Genomic DNA, 26,186 nt, shown 5'->3' with positions numbered 1-26,186 from the left:
CAAGTATAACAATTTCTGTTCTGGGTGTGCGGAGGCTATAGTTTACCGCGTGAACCGCACATCACCGTACTTCGAAACAATGTTGACCGTGCCCTTGGGAGATGCCGACCCGAATTTCCCTTTGTATTCCGCTGAGGTATGGCCTCTTTCTAACGTGGTGAAATTCACCAGGGCCCTGTCTACTTTGAAATCGCCGAACTGCACATTCACATCGAAGTCGAAGGTAGTGTTGTCTTCAAAATGCAGGGAGATAGGTGTAAAGCCACTGGCCACGTTGATTTTGCGGACCCCTTTGCTGATATTGTCCACCCGGAAAGTGCTGTGCTTCAGCTCCAGGTCCAGTGTCTCCGCGACGGTGCCTATATTGAAGTCGCTGAACTTAGAGGAGCCTTGGATGCCGTTGGTGCCGCCTAGGTTCATGTTAGAGTAGGAGATGTCTACCTGCCCCCCGTTGATGTAGGCGCAGCGACCTGAGCCGTAGGCTATCCTGACGGAGTTGGAGGCATTGCCCAGCCTATCGGATTTCAGCGTGCCGTGCTGCACGTTCACATCCACTTTCCCCTTTAGGGCAGCCAGGTATACGTCCCCAAAACTGTTCTTCACAGCCAGCCCATTTTCTTCGGGCATGTTGATGGTGTAGTTAATCTCGAAGCTTCTGTTGCCGCCATGGCTCTTGAAAGACTCGAACTGGGTTTTGACCAAGATGGTGTTGCCGCTGCGGCTGTCAGCTATGCTGATTTTATTCAGAAGCTCCTGGGCTGCCTGGTCTGTCCCGGCACGGCTGATGATATCTACCTTCACCTGTACCTCATTGCGATTCCAGGTGTTCACGTGCACTCTGCCAAACTTATTCTCCACGCTGAGCACATCCGATTTATTCACTTTGAAAGTCTTCTCGTAGGTCTTGCTTCGCTCGGAATCGTAGGCAGCGGCGTCCTCTGCCGTCTGGTTGCAGGTCGGTTGCGGGCTGGGACCTGTCTGCTCGATAAAAGCCGGTGGAGGGCCCGGAACCGGAGGCAGCATTTCTGCCCGTAGAGCCGGTACCGGGGCGGGTGACGGTGCATCAGGTGGGCAGGGCCCTGCGGGCGTGTCTGGCTGGGCGGCGGCAAACAGGGGCAGCAGAGCCAGCAGGCAGGTTAGGTGGCGTAGAGAGTTAAATAGTAGTGGTCTCATTGTAGTCGGGTTCAGTAATGTCTTCTTTCTTCAATTGTTCTATTCGCTTAAGCACTTCCAGCTGACGGTTCAGGACCTCAATCCGTATCTGCAGGTTCTGGATCATGGCCCCCATCACCTGGTCTGTGTTAGGGGTGGTGTAGAGTTGTGTCTTCAATTGGGTATAGCTGCTGTCGAGGCGGGCCAGTTCCAAGTCTATCTCCTTGGCCTCATCCAGCCCCAGCACTTTCATGTCGTAGTCGCTCAGTTCCTCGCGCTTGCTCTTGATTTGGTTGGTATAGTAGGCCTCGACCTCGACCAGTTCAGGTGCTATCTGGCTCAATGCGGCTTGTTCAGTGGCTGCTGCCATGGTGGCTCCGGTGTTAGCTGGCACGTTCTGTTTCACGAGCAGCAGCGTCAGTCCACACCCTAGCAGCAGAATGATAGAAGCGGCCACGCGCATGAACATGAAGTCGGCGTTGAAGTTGAGCAGCTCTCCAAAGTTGATGCTGATGACCTTGGCTTCTTTGCGGGCTGTCACTGGCTTCTCCTGAGCTTTGGGCATCTGCCTGCAGATTTCCTGCCACAGTTCCGGCCTGGGTTCAAACACATCGAACTCCTCCCGGTTCTCGTTCACAAATTCTTTTAATCTATCTTCCATCTTTGCTCCTCTTTATATGCTCCGTGGCTTGGCCACATAGTGTGTATCGCGCATGATTTCCAGTAACTTCTTTTTGGCCCGGCTGTACTGTGACTTGGAGGTGGACTCGCTTATACCTAGCACTTCGCCAATCTCAGCATGGTCGAAGCCCTCGAGCAGGTATAGGCTCAGCACTACCCGATAGCCGTCAGGTAGGCGCTGGATGGCTTTCCGTACCTTCTCCACCTGCCACTCGGTATCGTCGTCGTACTCCTCATCGGCTATGTCACCTGCCAGCCTGTCCTCCAACGGCACCAGCTCGGAGCGGCGCTTTCGGACGGCGTTGACTGACGCGTTGATGACAATCCGCTTGAGCCAGCTCCCGAATGAAGCTTCTGATTTATAGGTATGGAGGTTTTTGAAGGCACTGATGAAAGCCTCCTGCAACACGTCCTCGGCTTCGGCATAGTCGTTGGTGATGCGCATGCTCACGCTAAACATCGCTTTGGAGTACAGCTTATACAGCTCGTATTGGGCACGGTTATCACCTTCCCTGCAGCGCTGCACAACCTGAGCGTTCACATCCTGGTAGCTGCTTTTTTCCAAAGTGGGTTGATTTGACGTTTTCACCTGCCGGCCGTGGCCATCTTACATTAGTTCATCAGTTTTATTCCTTTGCTTCCCTTCATCCTATCTGCACTAAAGACAAAAGCAAATTCACGAGGTTGCATGAAGTTGCAAAATATTTTCTATAAAATGCCGTTGCTGCCTTTTGCTGAGCGTGTTCTTACCAGTTGAGAGGGTATGTTCACAAAAAAGCCAGCCCCGGCAAAGGGCTGGCTTTTGTATGTGCTGTAACTTTCAGCTTCTTAGACGGTCACAAGTCTGGTGTCTGGTGCCATCTTGGCTGCTGGTTTAGTCCATGATATCGAACTTGATGCCCTGCGCCAGTGGCAGCTCACGGCTGTAGTTGATGGTATTGGTCTGGCGGCGCATGTAGATTCGCCAGGCATCAGACCCGGACTCGCGTCCTCCGCCTGTGTCTTTCTCCCCGCCGAAGGCGCCGCCAATCTCAGCACCTGATGTACCGATGTTCACGTTGGCAATGCCGCAGTCGGAGCCCCAGTGGCTCAGGAAAGCCTCCGTCTCCAGCAGGTTACTAGAAAAGATAGAGGAGGAAAGGCCTTGCTTTACACCATTCTGTATCTCAATAGCGTTCTCCACCTCGCCGCTGTAGCGAATCAGGTATAGGATAGGCGCAAATGTCTCTTCCTGCACCATGTGGTAATGGTTCTCGGCCTCCACAATAGCAGGCGTCACGTAAGTGCCGGTGGCATACTGCTCGCCTTCCAGCACATCGCCGCCAATCAGCAGTTTGCCGCCCTCCTGCTGCACTTCCTGCAGCGCATTTTGGAAGGCCTTCACGGCATCTTTGTCAATCAGAGGACCTACCAACGTAGTGGTGTTCAGCGGATGGCCAATCGGCAGGTTCGGGTATATTTTGAGCAGACGCTCCTTCACCTGCTCATACACGTTCTCATGCACAATCAGGCGACGGGTAGAGGTGCAGCGCTGGCCACAGGTGCCCACGGCCCCGAACACCACGGCACGCAGTGCCATCTCGATGTCTGCATGTTCGGTGATGATGATGGCGTTGTTGCCGCCCAACTCCAGCAACGATTTGCCCAGGCGGGCTCCCACTGCCTCGCCTACCTTTTTGCCCATGCGCGTAGAGCCCGTAGCCGACACCAGCGGGACGCGGGTATCGTGTGCCATCAGACTTCCGATTTCGGCATCGCCTATCACCAGGTTGAAGATGCCTTCCGGCAGTTCGTTCTCAGCCAGCACCTCTCGTATGATGTGCTGACAGGCAATGGCGGTGAGCGGTGTCTTTTCAGATGGTTTCCAAATGGTCACGTCGCCGCAAACGGCTGCCAGCATGGCGTTCCAGCTCCACACGGCCACTGGGAAGTTGAAGGCTGAAATAACGCCTACTATACCTAGCGGGTGGTACTGCTCGTACATGCGGTGCTGCGGACGCTCCGAGTGCATGGTATAGCCGTGCAACTGGCGCGACAGGCCAACGGCAAAGTCGCAGATGTCAATCATCTCCTGCACCTCGCCCAGGCCTTCCTGCAATATCTTGCCCATTTCATAGCTCACCAATTTGCCCAGCGCCTCTTTGTGCTCGCGCAGCTTGTTGGCAATCTGGCGCACTACGTCGCCTCGTTTTGGGGACGGGGTTGTACGCCATACCTTGAAAGCCTCCTCGGCCTGCCTCACCACCTGCTCATAATCCTCGGTGGTGGCCATGTTCACGGTGGCTATGAAGTTGCCATCAGCGGGTGAGTGTATGTCGCGGGTAATTGGGTTGCTTTGGCCGCCCCACTGCAGGCCCGTGCTGTAGGCAGGGTTCACCTCTTTGATGCCCAACTGCTGTAGCACATCTGTGATGGCCTTGGTCAAAGGCAGTTCCTCTATGGTTTGCTTCATGATTCTATTGTTAAGTATGACTGTTGTTTTACGTAACCGAAATTTCGGGCTCTATACCCTGAAGATAGGCCTTTTTCAAATCTATAAAAACAAAAAGGCTTCTGCAATTCTGCAGAAGCCTTCCTATACTTGCCAGTTCAGCTATTAACGCTTGCCGATAGGGTAATATGCCCGCAGGCCATCCGGATACACGCCTTCAATGTATACAACACCGCCATCAAAATTCTTGAGGTGCTTCTCCACATCGGCTGGCACGTTCACAGGGTATTTGTCAATCTTGGTGATGATAAAACCATCTTTCATACCTGTGTCACGGAACTTGCTCTTCTCCACGTTTGCGATTTTGGCGCCGCCATCTATACCTAGACGGTTCATGTCGGCTTTGCTCAACGGCTCAAAAGTGGCTCCGTCAAACGACACAGCATCGGCTGTGCTACGCTTAGAAATGGTCGTGCTGTTCTCCGCGTTCTTCAGCGTCACGTTAGCGGAGCGGGACTTGCCGTCGCGCAGGTATTCTACCTTCACTTTGTCGCCAGGGCGATAGCGGGCTACCTGCTCCAGCAACTGCGAAGTGCGACCCACCTTCACATCGTTGATGGCCGTGATAACGTCGCCTGCGCGCAGGCCGGCTTCCTTCGCGCCACCTTCTTCCACAGTGTTCAGGTATACACCGTCCAGCGTCTTCAACCCTTTCTCTTTGGCGAAGGCGGCATCAATCTCTTGTATGGTGGCACCCAGCAAGGCGCGCTGCACCTCGCCGTATTTCAATAGGTCATCGACCACTTTGCTCACGATGGCGGAAGGAACCGCAAAAGAATAACCCGCGAAAGAACCCGTCTGGGAGGCAATCGCTGTGTTAATGCCTATCAAATCACCGTTCAGGTTAACCAGCGCGCCACCGCTGTTGCCTGGGTTCACAGCCGCATCTGTCTGGATGAATGACTCGATGCTCAAGTCTCTGTCCTGGTTGGTGCGCAGAATGTTGATGTTACGTCCTTTGGCACTCACGATACCTGCCGTCACGGTAGAGGTCAGGTTCATAGGATTGCCCACGGCCAGCACCCACTCCCCTACTTGCAGGTCGTCGGAGTTGCCATAACGGATAACAGGCAGTTTATCGGCGTTTATCTTCAGCAGGGCCAAGTCAGTGGTAGGGTCTGTTCCAACCAGTGTGGCTTCATACTTGCGCTTGTCATCCAGCACTACTTCTATTTTGTCGGCTCTGTCAATCACGTGGTTGTTGGTGACGATGTAACCATTGGAGGCGATGATGACACCAGAGCCAGAGCCCATCTGTGGTCCGCGAGGCACCCGCTCACCGAAGCCATCGCCAAAGAACTCACGCAGGAACGGGTCCATGGGGGTGGTACTGCGCTGCGCAGAACGAACGGTGTACTCCGTCATGACGTGCACCACGGCCGGCGTAGACACCTGGGCTGCTTTGATAAAATTAAGGCCTTCCGGCACTACGGCTGAACTACTGCGCATGTCGCTGGTATAGCGCACGGTAGGGTACTGCTCTTGCACTTGGTTTGCCTGAGGGCTGTTGTCCTCCAGCAGCTTATAGCTACCTACCGCAACACCACCACCCAACATGGCTGAAAGTGTAAGGCCAACGATAAACTGTTTAGTCTTCATGTATTGAACGCTTAAAGTGGGGTTATCAATTAATATTAAGGATAATCTATATTACATACCTTTAACGCTAATATACTATACGTCAGTATACCTGGTCAAGGTAATTGCTATAGTTTAACATTTCTATAACAAAAAAGAGGCCAGTTTCGTGGCCTCTTCTCTTCTTTGTCTTACATGCTTACTTCTCGTCTTTGCCATTTGATGCAGTAGTCGTTACCCGCTTCTGCTTCTGCTGGCCTTTGTTCTCCTCGCCCCCGCTGATGGTAATCTGACGCTTCATGGTCTTATGCTCATCTTTGGGTACGGTCACCCTTAAGATACCATCCTGCAGTTGCGCTTGTATCTTGTCAGGGTTCACGTTGTCAGGCATGTAGAAAGTACGGGTGAACGTTCCATACTGTGTTTCCAGCATCTGGTAACGGCGTCCTTCTTCCTGCTTCTCAAATCGGCGTTCTCCGGATATGGTCAGTTTACCTTCCTGGAAGTCGATGGCAATGTCGTCTCTGCTGACGCCTGGCAAGGCTAGTTCTATCTCATAGCCATTGTCTGTTTCGCAGGCATCCACATGAGGGGTGAACCCAGACATCCCTCTGGTGTTGACAGACTCGTTGAAGAACCTGTCGAGCATTGAACTGAAAGTCTGCGGCATCTCGTTCTGCAGACCATTATATCTTCTGAGTACCATAGCTACCTCCTTTTTATGTTGTTACACAATCAGATTCAACCTAGGTACAGTAAAAAGCATACCAACCGCAAAATTTTAGAATATCCTGAAAAAATGTCATTCACAGTGTATACCTATACCTGCCATTCCTGACATTTTTTCAATTCACTAGTAGGTGTAGCTGCCCACAACAGGCAGGGTATTAAGGGTATATTTAATCTGAAGCCCAATGACTGGAGAGATGCGGTTGCGCTTGGTGATATATCCTTCCTCTACCAGCACCTCATTTTCGTCATACTTTGGGGGCACCTGCACATAGTAATAGTCCGTCTGCCGCAGGAAGTAGGGATTGATGCGCAGCTTCTCCGTCAGCTCATAGGTAAAGTTGAGTTGCAGGCGGGTTCTGTCAATAGTGCGCTCTTCAGCATCGGAGGCCGCCTGCCCCAGCTGGCTGTTCACGAACAGTTCATAGGAAAGAGAAGGCGTGATGAACCTGGAGCCAAGGGACAGCCGCTTGCCCAACTCGGCCATCAGTCGTCCGCGCCCATAAGCGTCCCGTTCCTCCTGCTTGATGTACTCCAGCATCAGCTGCTTGGTGAAGAACAGGCTCTTGATACTGCCGGTGTGCCGCAGATAGCCTGTGAGAAAAGAGGTCTCGGGGAAGTCCTCGAGGGCATAGCGAAAGAGTCCGCCAGCCCGCCAGCGCTCCGTGAAGGTATGCTCATAGCCGACAGCCAACTGAATCCGCTCGAAATTGCTCAAAAAGCCGCTCTGCTTCAAGTCGTTGTAACGCCTATCGGTGTTGATGCGGTACTGATTCTGCAGAAACAGCTGCCCGCTCTCCCCCAGTCCGTAGCTCACTTGCAGTTCCGGCCAAAGGGCGGTAGGCGCCGATATCTTGCTCTGTGCCTGGGCCAGCAAAGAACCGGTAGCCAAAAGAAGTAATAGGTATAGTTTCTTCATAAACATGTTTGCTAAGATTGCGCCTGTAATTCCTGCACCGCCAGCCAAGCCATTAGGCCACTGCCCACTTCCAGCGCCGATTCCTCTATGTCGAACGTAGGGGTATGCACACCGGAGGTGATGCCGCGGGCTTCGTTGCGGGTACCCAACCGGTAGAAACAGGCCGCCACTTCCTGCGAATAGTAGGCGAAGTCTTCAGCTCCCATCCACAGGTCCAGGTCCACCACGTTCTCGGCGCCTAGGTATGCCTCGGCGGCCTCGCGGGCACGGCCTGTCAAGGCAGGGTCGTTCTGCAGGAAAGGATAGCCGTACTTGATGTCGATGTCGCAGCTGCCGCCCATGCTCTCACAGAGCCCTTCGGCTAGCTTGCGTATGCGTTGGTGCGCCTCCTTGCGCCAGGCCTCGTTCATAGTGCGGAAGGTTCCTTCCAGCTTCACCTCGTTGGGTATGACATTGGTCGCTCCCAAGGCTTCCACTTTGCCAAACGACAGCACGGTAGGCGTTTTAGGGCTGGCGTGGCGGCTGACAATCTGCTGCAGGGCCACAATCAGGTGTGCCGAAATGAGTACCGGGTCCACGTTCAGTTCCGGCAGCGCCGCATGTCCCCCTTTGCCCTTCACGGTGATGTAGATTTCATCGGCGCTGGCCATGTACATACCGGAACGGAAACCAACTTTCCCGGCCGGCAACATGGGGAACACATGCTGTCCGATGATGCCCGCTGGCGCCGGCTGCTGCAACACCCCCTCTTTTATCATGACAGAGGCTCCTCCCGGAAACTTCTCCTCGCCCGGCTGGAACACCAGCTTCACCGTTCCCTCCAACTCCCCGCACAACTCCTGCAGAATACGGGCCGCTCCCAGCAAGGAGGCAGTATGCGCATCGTGCCCGCAGGCATGCATCACGCCTTCTTTCTGGGATTTGTACGCCACTTGGTTCTGCTCCACAATAGGAAGGGCATCCAGGTCAGCGCGCAGCGCGATGGTCTTCTTGTCAGGGTTCTTTCCCTGTATCAAGGCCACCACGCCCGTCTCTGCCACACGAGTAGTTTCCAGGCCATAGCTTTGCAGTACCTGCTCCACATAGGCGACCGTGTTGTGCTCCTCAAAGGACAGCTCCGGATGGGCATGGATGTGCCGGCGTATACCTACTGTGTCGTGGTTGTACGCTTTCGCCAGGTCTTTTATCTTTTGCTTCAGGTGGTTCATGGGTATGCTTATGGCTCAAAAGCCACTCAATATAGAAATAAAAAACGTTGCAGCCACCGAAGCAGCCACAACGCCTTGTGCCTATACCTGTCCGGTATGGCTAGTTCTTGGGGATGTTTATCTGCTCCGGGACTATCTGCGCGTTCGGAATCAGGTCCTGAATTTGATTGAGCACTTGCTGCGCCTCTATGCGGCTGAAGTAGTCACCTATCTTAAGGCGGAAGTTAGGCTGCTGGTACGTCAAGTAATCCTTCTGCTCCGGCACACGGGATATGATAGCCTTGCGCAGGTTCATCACCGTCTGACGCTCTGAGCCGTTGTAAGCCAGTATCCTATACCCTTGCGCATACTTGATGTTCTTATTCACGCTGGCAACCGTGTCCAGCAGTACCGCCACCTTATCGTTTACATGGGCAGTGGGTGTGACCGGGGCAGCGGCTGTACCGGCTTCCTCCACTGGGTATTTAGGCCGGTATACGCTCAGGTCCTCCAGCACCTTGGCTTTTGCCCGGGTATCGTCGGTGGTGCCTTTGCGGGCTCCGGCAGAGGGTGAGCAGGCGGCAGAAAACAGAATGATGAGGGAGAGGAATAGGTTAAGCGCTTTGTTCATGCTTTACGATTTGGATGCTGGCGGAGCAGCCTAAACGGTCGGCTCCTGCCTGGATTAACGCCTGGGCATCAGGGAATGTTTTGATGCCTCCCGCCGCTTTGATTTTGATATGGTTGGGCAACACACGGCGCATCAGCTGCACGTCCTCCACTTTGGCGCCACTGGCCGCAAAACCCGTTGAGGTCTTCACGAAGTCCACTTCGGCGGCCGCACAGATGGCACAGGCTTTCTCAATCTCTTCTTTGGTGAGCAGCGCCGTCTCGATAATGACTTTCAATTCGGCTTCCTTGAGGTGACAGAACTTCGCCAGGTCGCCCAACTCATTCTCCACTTCCTGGTATTTGCCAGACTTAAAAGCCGAGATGTTCATCACCACATCTATTTCGTTGGCTCCGTCCTCTATGGCCTGGTGTGTTTCCAGGAACTTCACTTTGGGGTGGTAGTAACCCAGCGGAAAACCCACCACAGTGGCCACTTTCACTTGCGTGCCCGGCCCCAGTCGCTCCTTTGCCAGTTGTACATAGCAGGGGGCTATGCACACAGCCGCGAAGCCATAGCTGCGGGCCTCGTCGCAAAGCTGCAGCACCTGTTCTTCGGTAGCCTCAGGGCGCAGCAGGGTATGGTCAATGTATGAGGCGAGTTCTCCTGACATAGTCTCGTTTGACAAAAGGGATTATCTGCAAAAGACAAAGGACATAAGACAAGGGCTACTCTCCTCTTCCTATATCCTTTTCATTCTGATGTAATGCTTTGTAAAGGTATAGCCTCCGCCCCATTAACGGGAGGAGGCTATACCTGATTAATCTTCCAATAATACGCAGCGGTTGTGCAGCAGGTCTTCTTCTACGGTCTTGAACTTCACGTCCTTCACCACGCGTCCATCGTTGTACTGCACGCTCACGCGGTCGTTGCGACCTGCCAACTTTTGAGAGTGGGCCGGCATGATGCGCTCCGGTTCAGGAGCTGGCATGGAAGTGGAGCCGTTGCTTCCCTCTAAAGAAGAATGCACCTCCTCTTTCTGCTCGTGCAGCACAGGCGCTTTTGGCATTTGCTGCGGACGCGGAGCCTGTACCTGCTCTGGAGCCTGCACCGGAATATAGGCGTGGAACAGGAACGACACCGTCTCTTCGTTCACCTTGCCAATCATGCGCTTGAACAGCTCGAATGACTCAAACTTGTAAATCAAGAGTGGGTCCTTCTGCTCGTAGACCGCGTTCTGCACCACTTGCTTCAGGTCGTCCATCTGGCGCAGGTGGTCTGTCCAGGCCTGGTCAATGGTACCCAGCGTGATGATTTTCTCCATGGCACGAATCAGTTCCATGGCGTGCGACTCATAGGCCTTGGTCAGATTAGACACAGCGGCCAGTTGGCGCTTGCCATCGGTGAACGGAACGGCTACGTTTTCAATCATCGGCCCACGGTTCTGGTGGATATCGGCAATGATGGGGTAAGCCTGCTCTGCAATCTGCTTATTCTTGGTCAGGTAATGGTTCAGCGCTTCGTTGTAGAGGCGCTCCATCAACTGGTTGGCGGGCGTTGACTTGAACTCGTCTTCCGTGATGGCGGTGCTGATTCCGAATACGCGGATGATGTTCAGCTGGAAGTTCTCGAAGTCACCGGTGTTCTTGTAGTTCACCACCATGTCTTCGCTGATATCATAAATCATGTTCCAGATATCTAGCTCCAGACGCTCCCCGTACAGGGCGTTGCGACGGCGCTTGTACACCACCTCACGCTGGGCGTTCATCACGTCGTCGTACTCCAGCAGGCGCTTACGCTGTCCGAAGTTGTTTTCCTCCACCTTCTTCTGCGCACGCTCAATCGAGTTGGTAATCATGGAGTGCTGAATCACTTCGCCTTCTTCCAAGCCCATGCGGTCCATCAAACGGGCAATACGATCAGAACCGAACAGACGCATCAGGTTGTCTTCCAGGGACACGAAGAACTGGGAAGAGCCTGGGTCACCTTGACGGCCGGCACGACCACGCAGCTGGCGGTCGACACGGCGGGATTCGTGGCGCTCTGTACCAATGATGGCCAGACCACCGGCAGCCTTTGACTCCGGCGTCAGCTTGATGTCGGTACCACGACCGGCCATGTTGGTAGCGATGGTCACAGTGCCAGGCTTACCAGCCTCGGCCACAATCTCAGCTTCTTTCTGGTGCAGCTTGGCGTTGAGTACCTGGTGCTTGATTTTGCGCAGCGTCAGCATACGGCTGATTAACTCCGATATTTCCACAGAGGTAGTACCCACTAGCACCGGACGACCTTTCTCGGTCAGCTCCACAATTTCGTCGGCTACGGCATTGTATTTCTCACGGGTGGTCTTGTATACCTTGTCGTGCTCGTCTTTTCTGGAAATGGGGCGGTTGGTAGGTATAACCACCACGTCCAGCTTGTAGATGTCCCAGAATTCACCCGCTTCTGTCTCGGCTGTACCTGTCATACCTGACAGTTTGTGGTACATACGGAAGTAGTTCTGAAGCGTAACGGTGGCGTACGTCTGCGTGGCATCCTCCACCTTCACGTTCTCTTTCGCCTCGATAGCCTGGTGCAGACCATCTGAGTAACGACGGCCTTCCATCACACGACCTGTCTGCTCGTCCACAATCTTCACTTTGTGGTCAGGCGTCACAATATACTCCGTGTCCTTCTCAAACAAGGTATAGGCCTTCAACAACTGGTTAATGGTGTGCACACGCTTTGACTTCTCCTGGAAGTCAGCAATCAGACGCTCCTTCGCATGCAGTGTCTCCTCTTCTGACAGCGACTTGTCGTTTTCGATGTTGGCGATTTCAGAACCGATGTCCGGCAGGATGAACAGTTGCGGGTCTTCACCCTGGCCCGTTATCAGGTCAATGCCCTTTTCGGTGAGTTCTATCTGGTTGTGCTTCTCGTCGATGGTGAAGTAGAGCGGCTCATCGGCCTCTGGCATCATGCGGGAGTTGTCCTGCAGGTAGTGGTTCTCCACCTTCTGCATGATGGCGCGATTACCAGTCTCGCTCAGGAACTTGATAAGCGGCTTGCTCTTCGGAAGGCCGCGGTAGGCTCTGAACAGCGACAGGCCACCCTCCTGTGTATTTCCTTCCTTGATGAGGCGCTTGGCTTCCGTCAGAAAGTTGTTCACGACTTTGCGCTGCGCCTCCACCAGCATGGCAATACGTGGCTTCAGTTGGTAGAATTCGTGCTCATCGCCACGCGGCACCGGACCAGAGATAATCAATGGCGTACGGGCATCGTCAATCAACACGGAGTCCACCTCATCGACCATGGCGTAGTGGTGCTTGCGCTGCACCAGGTCCTTGGTCTCACGCGCCATGTTGTCGCGCAGGTAGTCAAAGCCGAATTCGTTGTTGGTACCGTAGGTGATGTCGGCGCGGTAGGCGTTGCGACGGCCTTCGGAGTTAGGGGTATGCTTGTCAATACAGTCGATGGTGATGCCGTGGAACTCGAACAGCGGGGCCATCCACTCGGAGTCACGACGGGCCAGGTAATCATTCACGGTTACCACGTGCACGCCGCGCTTGGACAGGGCGTTCAGGAAGGCAGGCAGCGTCGCCACCAAAGTCTTACCCTCACCCGTGGCCATCTCCGCAATCTTGCCCTGGTGCAGCACGATGCCACCTATCAGCTGCACGTCGTAGTGCAGCATGTCCCAGGTGATTTCGTTTCCAGCAGCCATCCACTTGTTCGCCCAGATGGCTTTGGTGCCATCAATAATCACGTTTGGCTTGGTGGCGGATAGGCGCAGGTCCATTTCATTGGCGGTCACTACCAGTTGGCCGTTCTCTTTCCAGCGGCGGGCGGTTTCCTTCACAACGGCAAAGCCGACAGGCAGCACTTCCATCAGCACCACTTCCAGCTCCTTGTTGCGGTCCTTCTCCAGTTCGTCTATCTCCGAGAAGATATTCTCTTTCTGCACGATGTTCAGTTCCGGCTCATTGGCCACACGCTGGTGCAGGGCGGCAATCTTATCGTCGATAGGCTTTAGGCGCTCATCAATGATGCCTTTTATCTCGAGCGTCTTCTGACGAAGCTGGTCGTCAGTCAGGCTAGCCAACTTCGCGTATTCTTCGTTTATTTTGGATACGTAGGGTACAACCTCCTTTATATCTCTGTCGGATTTGGTTCCGAATAGTTTCGCAACGGTTTTACCGAAAAAATCAAACATCTGTATTGTTGTTCTTAAATGAAATCCTGCGTTTGCAATATCGTCAAAAATAGCTGTTTTTCTGATATATCTAAAGTTCTGTACTAAAACAATACCAGATTAGCAGAAGTATAGCCCGTCTGCCATATTTGCCGACGGGGCACACATATTCTCCCAACAAAGCGCAGGCCGCGTAAATTCCTATGCCACAAAGGGAAAGTTGTGGCATAGTGGCAGAAACGGCAGGGTAACTATACCTGCAGGCTACTGATGGTTTGGTTCAGTTTCTCGAGCATGGGCTTGAGCCGCCTATTCAGCTCCCACTGGTTTAGGAAGTAAATGACAATTCCCAACACAATCGCTCCAACTACTTTTAGCCACAAGCCCTCAGCCCCTATCTCAGCAAACCCGATAAAGAAAAGGCTCATGCCTACCACAAAGGGAGCGATGTACCAATAGGCGACCGTAGTCAGCAGTCGCATTTCCTGCTGCAGGTATAGGCGTTGCTCCTGCAGGTATTCTTTCAATGGTAGCGCAACATCCTTAGGTTTTTGGGCCCTTACTTTCTTTAGCTTGTAGATAAGAAAGGCACAGAAGCCCATCAGTATGATTGAGCCAATTTTTGACAAAAGGAAAGGTATGAAAACGGCTGAAATCAGGAACATAGGCAGCAGAAATACAGCCACACCAATCTCTAGGACGTTCCTGAATTTTATGCCTCTATCCAATGCGCGCAGCTGGTTGTCCACATCCTGCAACAACAGGGCTAGGTCGAGTTTCACGCGTTCCTGCTGCGTGGAGGCGTTCCAGATTCTTTTCAGTTCTTCGTCTAACATAGTTCCGTGGTGATGCAGGTGAACAATTTGCTTTTAATCCGTTTGATTTTGACCGCCACATGGTTCTCCGTGAGGCCTGTAATCTCAGCAATGTCTTTGTAGGGCAGGTCTTCCAGAAAAAGGACGATGACGGATTTATCGGAGTCATTCAGCTGCTGAATGCATTGATGCAGCGCCTTGTACCGTTCCTCTTCTTCCGCGTCGAACTCCTCGCTGGGTGTCTTCTCCATGTGAATGCTCTCCAGCCGCAGCGTACGCGCCTGTTTTTTGTCCTGTCTATACCTTGCCTGCAGACACACATTCAGCGTAATGCGGTACATCCAGGTGCTGAGCCCGGCCTGACCTTTATAACCAGGCAGCGATTTCCAGATGTTCAGCACCACCTCCTGGAACAGGTCCTGCGCCTCATCTGAGCCCTTGGCGTACGACTTGCACACGCGGTAGAGCCTGTCCTTGTAAGATTCCAAAACTGTCAGAAAGAGGTCCTCCTGTTTCGTAGCCATAGGTGCTTTTCTTGTCTTCTATAATATTAGTTAAGACAGACAGGAAAATATGACAGCAGAAAGAGAATTTTTTAAGGATACTGCGAAAGGCAGGTATAGCCTTCAGGAAAGATTGATTGGATTCAGGTATAGATAGGCTGTTGCTCCTGCATACCTATACTCTGCTGCAGGGAGCAAAAATAAAGGCGCTTGTGCGGCGCCTCCTACATCAACAAAAGCAATAGCAGTTAAAAAACCCGCTGCAGTTCCACCACATCGTCCCAACTCCCATCGGGTTTGCGCAGCCATTCACGGCGAACGCCTACCTCCTCGAAGCCGGCTTTCCTGAACAGCTTGATGCTGTTATGATTGGTGGCTGTGACGGAGCAGTATACCTGGTGCAGCTGCAGGGTATGCTGGCAGTAGCCCAGCAGCAGGTTCAGCGCCTCGGCGGCGTGACCCTTGCCTCGATAAGGCGCTGCCACCACAATACCTATACCTGCGCGGCGGTGCAAGGGGTCAAAGTCGAACAAGTCGATGGCGCCGATAGCCTCTTGGTTAAGGTTGCAGATGACCAAGCGCAGTTGCTTGATGGTGTAGATGTCCAGCGCGGCGTTCTCGAGGTACTGCTCCAGCACGAACCGGGAGTAAGGCGTGAGTGTATTGCCCAAATACCAGACGGAGGTGTCGTTCTCCAGGGTATAGAGGAAGTCCAGGTCAGTAGGCTCCAGGGCGCGCAGGCAGGTGTGGTCGGAACGCAGGAACATAGGTAGCGGCTATACCTTCTCCGGGATGGGAACGGTGCCCGAGAACACCAGCTTGGCCGGACCTATGAGGTAGATGTACCGGAACCCGGGTCCGTGCTGCTCAAACGTCACCTGCAGGTTGCCGCCTGGCGTCTTCACCGACACGGGGCTCTCCGCCCCTTCCAGCCCGGCGATGAGGGCACAGGCCGTCACCCCCGTTCCGCAGGACAGCGTCTCGTCTTCCACACCGCGTTCGTAAGTGCGCACATGGATTTTGTCATCGCCCAAGCGCTCCACGAAGTTCACGTTGGTGCCCACCTCCTCGAAGCGTGCGTTATACCTGACGGCGCGGCCTTCGGCGTACACATCCAGGTTTTGCACATCGCCCACGAAGCGCACGTAGTGCGGAGAGCCCGTGTTCAGGTAATAGTCATCGCCAATGCGTTCTACGCTGGTCACATCACCCATCTTCAGGTGTATCAGGTCGCGTTCTATGGTGGCTTGGTGCTCGCCGTCGGCGGCCAGGAAGTAGGCTACGTCCTCAATCACGCCCAGCTGCTTGGCGAAGCGCACGGTGCAGCGGGCTCCGTTGCCACACATGGAGCCCAGGCGGCCGTCGGCGTTGAAATACACCATCTCGAAGTCATAGTCCGCGTGGTCCTGCAGCAGGATGAGCCCATCAGACCCAATGCCGGTGCGGCGGTCGCACAGGCTCTTGACCAGCTGTTCATCGCCCGCAGGAAAGGTGAGCTTCCGGTTGTCAATCATCACGAAGTCGTTACCGGTGCCCTGGTATTTGTAAAAGCTAAGTGGCATATTCTAGAAACAATTAAAACAGCTGGTACGTGCGATTTTCAGGCCCGGCTTATAATTCGTAATTTGCGCCTGGTGCGAGCCGGAAACAAACAGCAAATATATGTATTCCTTTTTAACAACAGAAAACTGGGCTGACTACGAACTGGTTGACTCGGGTAACTTCGAAAAACTGGAGCGCTTCGGCCCCTACTACGTGGCGCGCCCCGAGCCCCAGGCCATCTGGGACAAGCACCTGCCCGAGCAGGAGTGGGAGCGCATGGCGCAGGCCGTGTTCACCCGCGACAAAGGCAGCCAGGAGAAAGGCCAGTGGAAGCTCAAAAAAGGAATGCCGGAGCAGTGGTACATCGACTACCGCTACAACGATTTGAAGCTGCGCTTCCGGCTGGGCCTCTCCTCGTTCAAGCACGTGGGCCTGTTCCCGGAGCAGGACAGCAACTGGAAGTTCATCTTCGACAAAACCCGCGGCCTGAAAACCAAGACGCCGAAGGTGCTCAACATGTTCGCCTATACCGGTGCCGCCACGCTGGCTGCTAAAGCCGCCGGCGCCGACGTGACGCACCTCGACTCGGTGAAGCAGGTCAACTTCTGGGCCCGCGACAACATGGAAGCCAGCGGCCTTGACAACGTGCGTTGGATTGTGGAAGATGCCATGAAGTACGCCCGCCGCGAAGTGAAGCGCGGCAACACCTACAACGGCATCATCCTGGACCCGCCCGCCTACGGCCGTGGCCCGAACGGCGAAAAGTGGCACTTGGAGGAGGAACTGAACGAACTCATCAAGCTCTGCCACCAGATGCTCGACAAGACGGATTTTTTCCTGGTGATAAACCTTTACTCCCTCGGCTTCTCGGCCCTTATTCTGGACAACCTGATGCGCCTGACCTTCGGGGAACAGATACAGAACGAAGAACTAGGTGAGATATACCTGCACGATAGAGGGGAGCGCAAGCTGCCGCTGGGGACTTTCTTTCGGTTCGGTTCGGTGGGGAGGTAATCTGTTGTAGAAGCATATTCGGCTGAACGATTACGGTTATCTGTCAAAATCGACAAAAAAGCGTATGTTTATTCCGTTTAGTTGCTATTTGGGCTAAAATTGGAATTATAAAAATAAAATTTACTTGAAGATACCTTTTACAGCTATACAGGCTTGCCTACTCTTCATCATGGTTGGCTGTTTTATCTCTTGCTCTCCCAATGAACACGAACTAGTCGAAGAGCACTATGATGATGGAAGGATTAAATTAAGAGCAGCATTTGTAAACAGGATTCAGTCCGGCCTGACAACTCTCTATCACAGGAATGGAATGGTAAAGGCTGAGATGCCGTACAAAAACGGAGTGAAGCACGGTCAAATTAGGCAATACTATGAGTCCGGCGGCACTTTTAAAATTGCACATGCTGAAAACGGGAAGTTGAACGGACCAAATAAAGAGTATGATGAGCAAGGGAGACTTATATACTTCGGCAATTACAGGGCTGATTACCCCATAGGCGTGGAGGTATTTCATGACAATGAAAGAAAGATAACGAGGAGGAATTACTACACCAACGAAGGTAGGCCTTACTACTATGAGTTTAGAAGCGAAGACAATGAGAAACTTGCCAGCTCACTATTGCCTTACTTTAATAAAAGCAACGACACGGTTAGGCTGAATGAAACGTATCAAGTCGACATTTTATTGGCTGCCCCTTTAAAGGGAGAAGTGTATCTAGTCATTGAGAGTCCGAATGCAGAATTTCGTGGAGACACATTAAGATCAACTACTAACAAGATGTTCACTTACAAGGTCAAACCTAGCAAAGTGGGTCAAAATCTAGTAAGGGGCGTCTTCAAAAACATAAAGCATGAGAATGACACGACTACGGTGGATGGCTCTTCCTTTGTGCACAGATTTTTTGCAGTAGAAAAATAAACCTTAGCCCAACCACGTGTATACACTATGCTTTCGCACATCGTCTACACCAAGTCCGTTAACAATCAATAAAAACACCTCCCCCTATGACCAAACGCCTCGCACTCATCGACATGGGAACCAATACCTTCCACCTCCTCATCACAGAGGTAGACGGAAGTGGTAACCGCACAGACTTCGTGAGAACCAAGCTGCCGGTGCGACTCGGGCAGGGTGGTATCAGCAAAGGGGCCATCACGCCGGAAGCTTCTGAGCGGGCTATGAAGACGCTTCGGGATTTCAGGCGGCAGATTGATGAATATGGAGTGGAGACGGTACGTGCTATGGCGACCAGCATGGTGCGCAACGCCAGCAACGGCGAGGATTTCATCAAAGACATCTACAAACAAACCGACATACAGGTGGAGGTGATTGACGGCGACCGCGAGGCCGAACTCATTTACTATGGCGTGCGCTCGGCCGGCGTGCTCGATGAGCAGACGGCCCTGCTCATGGACATTGGCGGCGGCAGCGTGGAGTTCATCCTCTGCAACAACCAGGAAATCTTCTGGAAACGCAGCTTCGAGATTGGAGCCCAGCGCCTCATGGACCAGTTCTTCGACCAGGACCCTATACCTGACGCGAGCGTGGAAGCCGAGAAGCGCTTCCTGACCCAGCAGCTCCAGCCCCTGACAGAAGCCGTAGCAAGGTATAAGCCAACACTACTCGTGGGCTCCTCCGGTACCTTCGACACCCTCTGCGACATCGATGCGCTAAGCAAAGGCGACAACTCGCGCCAGCTAGCCCAACCCGCCGCCTCTGCACTTGCCGTAGCCGATTTCTACAAAGTACACCAGGAGCTGCTCCACAAAACCCACAACGAACGACTGGCTATACCGGGTATGCTGGAGATGCGCGTTGATATGATAGTACTGGCCAGCATCCTCGTGGACTTCATTCTCCAGCAATACGATTTGAAAGAAATCCGCGTGTCGGCCTATGCCTTGAAAGAAGGTGTGCTGCAGCAGGCGCTGGAGGAACTTAAATAACCTGAATTTGATTTACTTGCTTCAACAGCAAACCACATGACGACATTTCTACCGCGTTTCCTCTCTGCTCTTTCCCTGGCTCTGCTTCTGGTCGGCTGCAACACCGACGAGGACGAGACGCCGCTGGCCAACAGAACCGTGTATGGCAAATGCATCCAGGTCGGGGAAGGTACCGCGCATACCTGGGCAACCTTTGATGCCGATGGCAATCCGGCGGCCATGGGGGTGAGCGTGTCAGAGACGGCCATCAAGAGCCTGCCACAGCACGATGGCTCCGATGGGCATGGGCACATGATATACTACGAGATGGAGCTGCCCGACGAAATCAAGCGCCAGACGCCCTTCAAGCACGTCGTGATGGATTGGAACCCGATGGGTCACCCACCAGCCCTCTACGAGCTGCCGCACTTCGATGCCCACTTCTATATGATAAGTTCGGAGGAGCGCAAAGCGATTGGCGATGAGGTATCTGACCCGAAAATACAAGAGGCTCCCGCCGCCCGCTTCCTGCCCACCGATTACATAGATGTGCAGGTGAATGTGCCGCAAATGGGCAAGCACTGGGTAGACAGGCACAGTCCAGAACTGAATGGCCAGACCTTCACACAAACCATGATTTATGGCTCCTACAATGGCAAAGTGATTTTCTATGAGCCGATGTACACGCTGGAGTACTTCCTCACAAAACCCGATGATGCATTCGAGCTGAAGCAGCCAGCCGATTTCCAGCAGAAAGGGCTTTACTACCCGACCGGGTATAGCTTCTGGTATGATGCACAGAAGAAAGAATACAACGTCTCGATAGATAAGCTACAGCTGAAGTAGAACCAGCCACTAATAAAAGCAGGAGGGCCCGCTATACCTTGCGGGCCCTCCTGCTTTTATGATACCTCAGGTATACCTACCCCCTTGCCAGTTTTTTGCGCTCCTTCTCGTAGGCCTTGCCCAGCTTTTTGAGTTTCTTGTTTCCCTGGGTATAGCCAGCAGCCAGCACCTTCGGAGAATCATTCAAGCCACCGGTTGCGTCTTTTATGGCCAGCTGTATACCTAGTTGCTCCTGCACTTTGCTGGTCTTCCCTTTGGAGTAGCCTTTGTCTAACAGCGAGGTCAGTAGTTGCAGGGCCGCCTGCTCTTCGTGCAGGGCAGTGAAGTGCCCTACTACCATCGCCGTGAACGGTAGTTTGTCCTGTTCCCGTGCGTAGTTGAAAAGCGAGACATGGCCCAGTCCGAACTTGCCGATGCCCTTTCCCAGGTAATGCTGCTCCGCCTCGTTATACTTCTGGATAGCCTCGGCATAGCGGCTGGTAGCCACCAACCGGTTCACGTCTCCGAGCAGGCGCTGGTAGGCCACAGCCGACGCAATGGTTTGGCGTCCATCCTCTGCAGTGAAGGTGGCTATCATACAGGTCGCTTTCGAGCCTGCCGCTTCAATGGCCGCCGCATAGGCCTGGTCAGCGGCAATGAACTTACGCTCGCGCACCAAAGCCTGCGCATTCTGATAATGCTTGTCGTAGGCTGCCTGCGTGTTGAGGCACTCCTGGGTGAAAATCCGGTCACGCAGCTGCACGTATTTGGCCTGTACTTCTTTGTCCTGCTCTAAGGCATACCTGGCACGCATGCTCTCTGCTGATGAGGCTGTCGCTCGCGCATCGGCCAGTTGGTTGTTCATGGCCTGGGTATAGCCGTCGCTGAGTTGGCTCAGCAGCACTGGCTTGGCCGCCTGCTGCGCCAGACTGCCAAGCTCACGCACTGGTTTGAAAGTATAGCTCTGCTCTAGCGCCAGCGCCGACTCAAACTGACTGAGGGCATTGCGGTAATCCTGCGCCTTCATCGCATGACGGCCTTTGTCGATGTGCAGAACGTAGTACTGGTACTTCACCTGGCCTTGCAGCTCGGTCGCCTCTGGTGCGTCGTGCAGCACGTAGTCGTACTGCTGCTGAAAGGCAAGGGCCTCGTCTGCCAGCTGCTCCGCCTGCTCCAGTTGGTTACGGCTCAGCAGCGCCTTTCCCTCTCCGACTATACCTCTGTAGTAACCGTACACGGCGCGTCCTTCGCCATCGTTGAGCGCCGGCAGGTTGCAGCGCAGCCCCCCGATGGTGCTGCACAGGGTGCGGGCATCGGCGTAGGCAGTCAGCGCGCTGCGGTAGTCGCCCTGGCCATTGAAGGCATGGCCCTGCGTCACAAAAGCGCCGTAGATGTCATATGCCAGACCAAGTGCCATCTGTTCTGTCTGCGGGTCCACGCGCATCTGGGTCAGGATGTCGCGGGTACGGCCGGCAGCGTCGCGCAGGTTGCCGCTCACGAAGTCCAGCCGGGCCAGTTGCAGATGCGCCGGGGCAAACCGCGGATTCACTTCTAGTGACTTCACGAAGTAAGTGGCCGCCGCAGCTTGGCTGCCCTTCGCCAACAGGCTGATGCCCCGGTTGTAGAACTGCTGGTCCAGCGTAGCCAGGGTATGGTTGATGGCACGGCGGCGCTCTTTCAGCAGTTGGCTCAGTTGGCTACCTTTGGAGGTATAGCGCTGTGGGTCGTATTGGTTCAGGCCCAGTTTCTCCTGGAAACGCTTGCCCTGCACCTGCACGAGTGCCTCCTCCATTTCGTGCAGGTGGCGGTCCTGTAGCTTGATGCGGTCAATATCTTCCGGGTTGATGCGGGCGATGTCCTGCAGCGCCTTGCTCAAGGTGGCGTCTGCGGCATAGTAATCCTGGATGAGGTCGATGCGGTCCTCCACTTCCTGCACATCGTTGCTGCCGTAGAGCAGCTCCATACCTTCCAGCTTCAGCTTGTAGCTTTGGTTGGTTGCCGTGTCAGGTATGGTGGTCTCCAGCGCCACCACAGTTTCCTTGGATAGATTCACACCAGACAGGTCATACTTCTTCACTTCTTTTCCCTGGCTATCGAGCAGTTTCACGATGAGCTTTGCCTTCTCGGGCAGCAAGAACGGGGCCATGTCGAAGCCGCGGTAGTACACATCGCCGGTGGCGTTCAACTGCTGCAACTGCACTTTGAGCTGCAGCACATCGCCGGCATCCGCAATGCGGGCATGCTGCTCCAGGCGCACCACGAACTCCGGCTTCCGGTTCGGCCGGCCTCCCTTGCCGGAAGTCGTGCCGCCGTTGCTCAGAAGTTGGATGATGCTGTTGCTGTGGGTCTGGCTGTTGTTGCCAGCTGGTACCTGCTGCTTTATCAGGAAGGCCTCTGATTTGGTTTCTTCAAACACAAGCTTGCTTTGGGCCTGAGCGGCCAATGCTGCTGTGAGTATCCAGACAAGAAGTAGAGCTCTTTCCATAATCGTAAGTGTTTCGCCTGGTTTGGCCAAGACAAAATCTATTCCACATTTCGTTATATTCCCGAAAGTATAGAAAAAAGCAGATATAAATTGGGTGAAGGTATAAAAAAGGGAGGCGAGGATTAGCAGCCCGAATTGCAAGGCATTGGCCCGATTATTTTTTAATTTGCGCCCCTAACCTGATTGCTATGTACCCATACCGACAACTGTTCGACTTCACCCGAGAAATCTTCCTGAAGATGGGCTGTCCGCCCAAAGACGCCAAACTCGCTGCCGAGGTGCTGCTGGAAGCCGACCTGCGTGGGGTTGACTCCCACGGCGTTGCCCGCCTGAGTGGTTATGTGCGCCTCTGGGAAGCCGGCCGCATCAACGCAACCCCCAACATCACCATTGTGCACGAGACGCCCAGCACGGCCACAGTAGACGGCGACGGCGGCTTGGGCTTGGTGGTTGCGCCCCGCGCCATGGACATCGCCATCGCCAAGGCCGATAAGGTGGGAACAGGCTGGGTGTCGGTGCGGAACTCGAACCACTTCGGCATTGCCGGCTACCACGCCATGGAGGCCCTCTCCAAGGACATGATAGGTATGGCGATGACGAATGCGTCTCCGCTGGTGGCTCCTACCCACTCCATACAGCGCATGCTGGGCACCAACCCGATTGCGGTGGCTATACCTGCCAATGAGCAGCCACCCTTCGTAGCCGACTTCGCCACCACCACCGCCGCTAACGGCAAACTGGAGATTCTGCAGCGTAAAGAAAAGAAGGCCCCAAGCGGCTGGGTGCAAACGGCTGATGGCCAAGGCTCTACTAACCCGTTTGAGGTGCAGTCGGGTGGGGCGCTCCTGCCACTGGGCGGCACACGGGAAAGAGGCAGCCACAAAGGCTATGCCCTGGGTGCTATCGTAGACATTTTCTCGGCTGTGCTATCGGGTGCCAACTACGGCCCGTGGGTTCCTCCCTTTGTCAGCTTCCTCTCCCCGCCCGATAATCCCGTGGGAGAAGGTATAGGTCATTTCTTTGGGGCTATGCGCATCGATGCGTTCCGTCCTGCCGATGAGTTCAAGCAACACATGGACAACTGGATTGAGACCTTCCGCAAGGCACGCGTCAAAAAAGGTGAGAAAGCGGTACTAATCCCGGGCGACCCGGAGCGCATCATGACACAGATTCGCCTCAAGAAAGGGATTCCGCTGTTGCCGCCCGTAGAGAAAGACCTGGAGGAACTCAGCAAGAAATTCGAGGTAAAACTATAAGCCAATGGCAAAGGGGAAGGGCGCTGCGTTTTTTCGGGCACTTGGCTTGAGCTCCTCGAAACGAAGTATTCTGATGCTCGTGGTGACCTGGATACTGAACCTGGTTTGGCTCATCTTGAATTACTTCTGGAATCTGGTGCCCGTACCGGTGCTGGTTGCTATACCTGTCCTGCTCCTGCTCTATGGCCTCTTGGCACTGGCGGCCTACGTATACTGGGGCATGAGGCGGGTGCGCGAAGAGGACGAGCCCTACGCCAATGTGGTGGTAGGCGCAATCGTGGCGGCTACGCTCCTATACCTGAACTACAATTTCCTGGAGTTCATCCTCTCCGTCACCATATAAGCCACCCTAAAACAGGAAGCGCCGTCCCAAGGGACGGCGCTTCCTGTTTTAGGGTATAACTGCTGCTATTCTATCTTCTTGCCTGCCATGGCTTTTTTGATAGATATCTGCATCACGCGCTCCGCAAAAGGGCTCGTCTGCTCCTCCAAGGTGTCCACGGCTTTCAGTATCTGGTCCTTGTCACCGCTTGGCAGCGTGTCGCGCAGCTTCTGCAGGTTCTCGCGGGTCAGGTTGATTTCCTCCTCGGTCAGGTGCTCGCCATTCTTCTCCAGGAAGCGCTCCACCTGGTAGAGCATCTGCTCGGCCGTGGTGCGGGCCTCTATCACCATCCGCGCCGACACGTCCTCGCGTGCGTGCGTGATGGAATCCATCAGCATCTGCTCTACCTGCGCGTCTGTCAGGCCGTACTGCGGCTTCACCTCCACCTCCTGACGCACACCAGAGCGTAGCTCGATGGCCTCTACCTTCAGGATGCCGTCGGCGTTCAGGATGAAGTTCACATCCACTTTCGGGAAGCCCGCCGGCATGGCAGGTATACCTTGCAGGTCGAACTCTGCGAGTTTGCGGTTCTCGCGCACCAGGTCGCGCTCTCCCTGGTACACCGATATCTTCATGTTCACCTGGCCATCAATGGACGTGGTGTATTGCCGGCCGGCTTTGGTCGGGATTTTTGAGTTACGCGGAATGATGGAATCCATCAGGCCGCCCATGGTTTCTATACCCAGTGTCAGTGGCGTCACGTCGAGCAGCAGGATGTCCTTGCGGTTACCGGCCAGTATGTCGGCTTGTATGGCGGCGCCCAAGGCCACCACCTCATCCGGGTTCAGCGTGTTGTTGGCTGGTTTCCCGAAAAACTCCGACACTGCTTCGTATACCAGCGGCACGCGCGTGGAGCCTCCCACCATAATCACGGCATCAATCTGCTCCGGCGTCAGCTTGGCATCCGACATGGCCATGCGGCAACTGTCTATCGTCTTTGCTACGATTGGGGCAATCAACTCCTCGAACTTGTGTCGGGTTATACCGCATTCAATCGTGCCATTTACCCTGCTGGTGTAGATTTGCTGCTGACTCAGGGCCTTCTTCGCCTCTTCGGCCTTCAGGCGCAACTCCTGTTGCAGGTGCTTGTCCTGGTTCAGAGTGTCGGCTATCAGTTGGTTCTCCTGTATCCAGTAGTTGATGATGGCGCGGTCCATGTCATCGCCGCCCAGGTAGGTGTCGCCGTGCGTGGACAATACTTCGAATATACCTTGGTGCAGGCTTAGAATGGAGATATCGAAGGTACCGCCGCCCAAATCGTACACCGCGATGGTTCTTTCCTCGTTCGGGTCCACGCCGATGCCATAGGCCAGCGAAGCGGCCGTCGGCTCGTTCACAATGCGCAGCACCTCGAGCCCAGCCAGTTTACCGGCATCGCGGGTAGCCTGGCGCTGGGAGTCGTTGAAATAGGCCGGAACCGTGATGACAGCTCTGTTCACCGGCGTTTTCAAGGCATGTTCCGCGCGCGCGCGCAATTCTTTGAGTATCTCAGCCGAAAGCTCAATAGGTGAATAAAAGCGGTCGCCCACCCGTATCTTCACCAAGCCTTCGCTGTCGTCGTCAATGATTTTATAGCCAAAGTAGTCGCGGTGGTCGCTCAAGTCACCATAAGACTTACCAAGCAGGCGCTTCACGGAGTAAATGGTATGGGCAGGGTCTGTGGTGAGGTATTCCTTCGCCTCAGTGCCCACAATGGCCTCGCCGGTTTGAGGAAAGTGCACCACCGACGGCACAATAGTACCGCGGTCCATATCATTTATCGCAATGGGCTTTTTGGTCTCTGGATGGATGTAGGCTACCAAGCTGTTGGTAGTCCCAAGGTCTATGCCTACAATCACTTCTTCCTGCTGAAGGGCGCCTGTAGAAAGGTTTATCGCAACTTTTGCCATGTTCTTGTGCTTAAGTGAGGTCGCCACCACA

23 protein-coding genes are annotated in these 26,186 nt (G+C 54.2%); 6 read left to right on the top strand and 17 right to left on the bottom strand.

Annotation, left to right across the window (positions count from 1 at the left end):
- Window positions 1-42: 42 nt before the first annotated feature.
- The 15 genes from B051_RS0104020 to dapF form a co-directional block, all read right to left on the bottom strand.
- Window positions 43-1,173: a hypothetical protein gene (locus B051_RS0104020; RefSeq protein WP_245539569.1), complete on the bottom strand. Its 1,131-nt coding sequence runs from the start codon at window positions 1,171-1,173 to the stop codon at window positions 43-45.
- On the bottom strand, window positions 1,154-1,813 hold the full coding sequence (locus tag B051_RS0104015) for a hypothetical protein (RefSeq protein ID WP_018476892.1): 660 nt from the start codon (window positions 1,811-1,813) through the stop codon (window positions 1,154-1,156). The genes B051_RS0104020 and B051_RS0104015 overlap by 20 nt, the downstream gene beginning before the upstream one ends.
- A 12-nt stretch (window positions 1,814-1,825) precedes the next feature.
- Window positions 1,826-2,398 (bottom strand): RNA polymerase sigma factor, encoded by a 573-nt coding sequence (locus B051_RS20810; protein WP_018476891.1) that lies wholly within the window; start codon window positions 2,396-2,398, stop codon window positions 1,826-1,828.
- Window positions 2,399-2,707: 309 nt separating this feature from the next.
- Window positions 2,708-4,285, bottom strand: coding sequence for an L-piperidine-6-carboxylate dehydrogenase (gene amaB / locus B051_RS0104005; protein WP_018476890.1), 1,578 nt, complete (start codon window positions 4,283-4,285; stop codon window positions 2,708-2,710).
- Between the two features lie 144 nt (window positions 4,286-4,429).
- The gene (locus tag B051_RS0104000; protein WP_026236178.1) at window positions 4,430-5,923 is read right to left on the bottom strand and encodes a Do family serine endopeptidase; all 1,494 of its coding nucleotides are present in this window, start codon (window positions 5,921-5,923) and stop codon (window positions 4,430-4,432) included.
- Window positions 5,924-6,101: 178 nt separating this feature from the next.
- Window positions 6,102-6,608, bottom strand: coding sequence for an Hsp20/alpha crystallin family protein (locus B051_RS0103995; protein ID WP_018476888.1), 507 nt, complete (start codon window positions 6,606-6,608; stop codon window positions 6,102-6,104).
- A 147-nt stretch (window positions 6,609-6,755) separates the two neighbouring features.
- Window positions 6,756-7,550 carry a DUF2490 domain-containing protein gene (locus B051_RS0103990; protein ID WP_169336192.1) on the bottom strand — a complete coding sequence of 265 codons (795 nt, stop codon included), beginning with the start codon at window positions 7,548-7,550 and terminating at the stop codon, window positions 6,756-6,758.
- An 11-nt stretch (window positions 7,551-7,561) separates the two neighbouring features.
- Window positions 7,562-8,758, bottom strand: coding sequence for a M20 metallopeptidase family protein (locus B051_RS0103985; RefSeq protein WP_018476886.1), 1,197 nt, complete (start codon window positions 8,756-8,758; stop codon window positions 7,562-7,564).
- A gap of 100 nt (window positions 8,759-8,858) precedes the next feature.
- Complete coding sequence (locus B051_RS0103980) at window positions 8,859-9,368, bottom strand: hypothetical protein (RefSeq protein ID WP_018476885.1); 510 nt, start codon at window positions 9,366-9,368, stop codon at window positions 8,859-8,861.
- Window positions 9,352-10,020, bottom strand: a complete 669-nt coding sequence (gene deoC, locus B051_RS0103975; RefSeq protein ID WP_018476884.1) for a deoxyribose-phosphate aldolase — start codon at window positions 10,018-10,020, stop codon at window positions 9,352-9,354. The genes B051_RS0103980 and deoC overlap by 17 nt, the downstream gene beginning before the upstream one ends.
- A 147-nt stretch (window positions 10,021-10,167) precedes the next feature.
- Window positions 10,168-13,539: a preprotein translocase subunit SecA gene (gene secA / locus B051_RS0103970; protein WP_018476883.1), complete on the bottom strand. Its 3,372-nt coding sequence runs from the start codon at window positions 13,537-13,539 to the stop codon at window positions 10,168-10,170.
- A 230-nt stretch (window positions 13,540-13,769) separates the two neighbouring features.
- Window positions 13,770-14,354 carry a hypothetical protein gene (locus B051_RS0103965; RefSeq protein WP_018476882.1) on the bottom strand — a complete coding sequence of 195 codons (585 nt, stop codon included), beginning with the start codon at window positions 14,352-14,354 and terminating at the stop codon, window positions 13,770-13,772.
- Entirely contained in the window at window positions 14,348-14,857 is a 510-nt protein-coding gene (locus B051_RS0103960) for an RNA polymerase sigma factor (protein ID WP_018476881.1), read from the bottom strand. Before B051_RS0103960 ends, B051_RS0103965 begins: the two co-directional genes overlap by 7 nt.
- Window positions 14,858-15,084: 227 nt before the next feature.
- Window positions 15,085-15,603, bottom strand: coding sequence for a GNAT family N-acetyltransferase (locus tag B051_RS0103955; protein WP_018476880.1), 519 nt, complete (start codon window positions 15,601-15,603; stop codon window positions 15,085-15,087).
- 9 nt (window positions 15,604-15,612) lie between these two features.
- The gene (gene dapF / locus B051_RS0103950; protein ID WP_018476879.1) at window positions 15,613-16,398 is read right to left on the bottom strand and encodes a diaminopimelate epimerase; all 786 of its coding nucleotides are present in this window, start codon (window positions 16,396-16,398) and stop codon (window positions 15,613-15,615) included.
- 100 nt (window positions 16,399-16,498) lie between these two features.
- On the opposite strand from dapF, the gene B051_RS0103945 reads away from it, so the two are divergent.
- From B051_RS0103945 to B051_RS20805, 4 genes are all read left to right on the top strand, one after another.
- Complete coding sequence (locus B051_RS0103945; RefSeq protein ID WP_018476878.1) at window positions 16,499-17,392, top strand: class I SAM-dependent methyltransferase; 894 nt, start codon at window positions 16,499-16,501, stop codon at window positions 17,390-17,392.
- Between the two features lie 124 nt (window positions 17,393-17,516).
- A complete protein-coding gene (locus B051_RS0103940; RefSeq protein ID WP_018476877.1) occupies window positions 17,517-18,311 on the top strand; it encodes a toxin-antitoxin system YwqK family antitoxin in 795 nt (264 codons plus the stop codon).
- Between the two features lie 86 nt (window positions 18,312-18,397).
- Window positions 18,398-19,339: a Ppx/GppA phosphatase family protein gene (locus tag B051_RS0103935; RefSeq protein WP_018476876.1), complete on the top strand. Its 942-nt coding sequence runs from the start codon at window positions 18,398-18,400 to the stop codon at window positions 19,337-19,339.
- A gap of 36 nt (window positions 19,340-19,375) precedes the next feature.
- Entirely contained in the window at window positions 19,376-20,164 is a 789-nt protein-coding gene (locus B051_RS20805; protein ID WP_018476875.1) for a DUF5602 domain-containing protein, read from the top strand.
- 76 nt (window positions 20,165-20,240) lie between these two features.
- Here the strand turns inward: B051_RS20805 and B051_RS0103925 are convergent, their stop codons facing one another.
- Complete coding sequence (locus B051_RS0103925) at window positions 20,241-22,628, bottom strand: tetratricopeptide repeat protein (RefSeq protein ID WP_071594857.1); 2,388 nt, start codon at window positions 22,626-22,628, stop codon at window positions 20,241-20,243.
- A 188-nt stretch (window positions 22,629-22,816) separates the two neighbouring features.
- Here B051_RS0103925 and B051_RS0103920 point away from each other — a divergent pair, with 188 nt between their 5' ends.
- A complete protein-coding gene (locus B051_RS0103920; RefSeq protein WP_018476873.1) occupies window positions 22,817-23,884 on the top strand; it encodes an Ldh family oxidoreductase in 1,068 nt (355 codons plus the stop codon).
- 4 nt (window positions 23,885-23,888) lie between these two features.
- Entirely contained in the window at window positions 23,889-24,227 is a 339-nt protein-coding gene (locus tag B051_RS0103915; protein ID WP_018476872.1) for a hypothetical protein, read from the top strand.
- A 65-nt stretch (window positions 24,228-24,292) separates the two neighbouring features.
- Here the strand turns inward: B051_RS0103915 and hscA are convergent, their stop codons facing one another.
- Window positions 24,293-26,155, bottom strand: coding sequence for a Fe-S protein assembly chaperone HscA (gene hscA / locus B051_RS0103910; protein ID WP_026236176.1), 1,863 nt, complete (start codon window positions 26,153-26,155; stop codon window positions 24,293-24,295).
- Window positions 26,156-26,186 lie beyond the last annotated feature (31 nt).

This window comes from Pontibacter roseus DSM 17521, assembly GCF_000373265.1.
Lineage (GTDB): Bacteria > Bacteroidota > Bacteroidia > Cytophagales > Hymenobacteraceae > Pontibacter > Pontibacter roseus.
The sequence above is the reverse complement of the archived record's forward strand: the minus strand, read 5'-3'. Positions and strand labels throughout refer to the sequence as shown.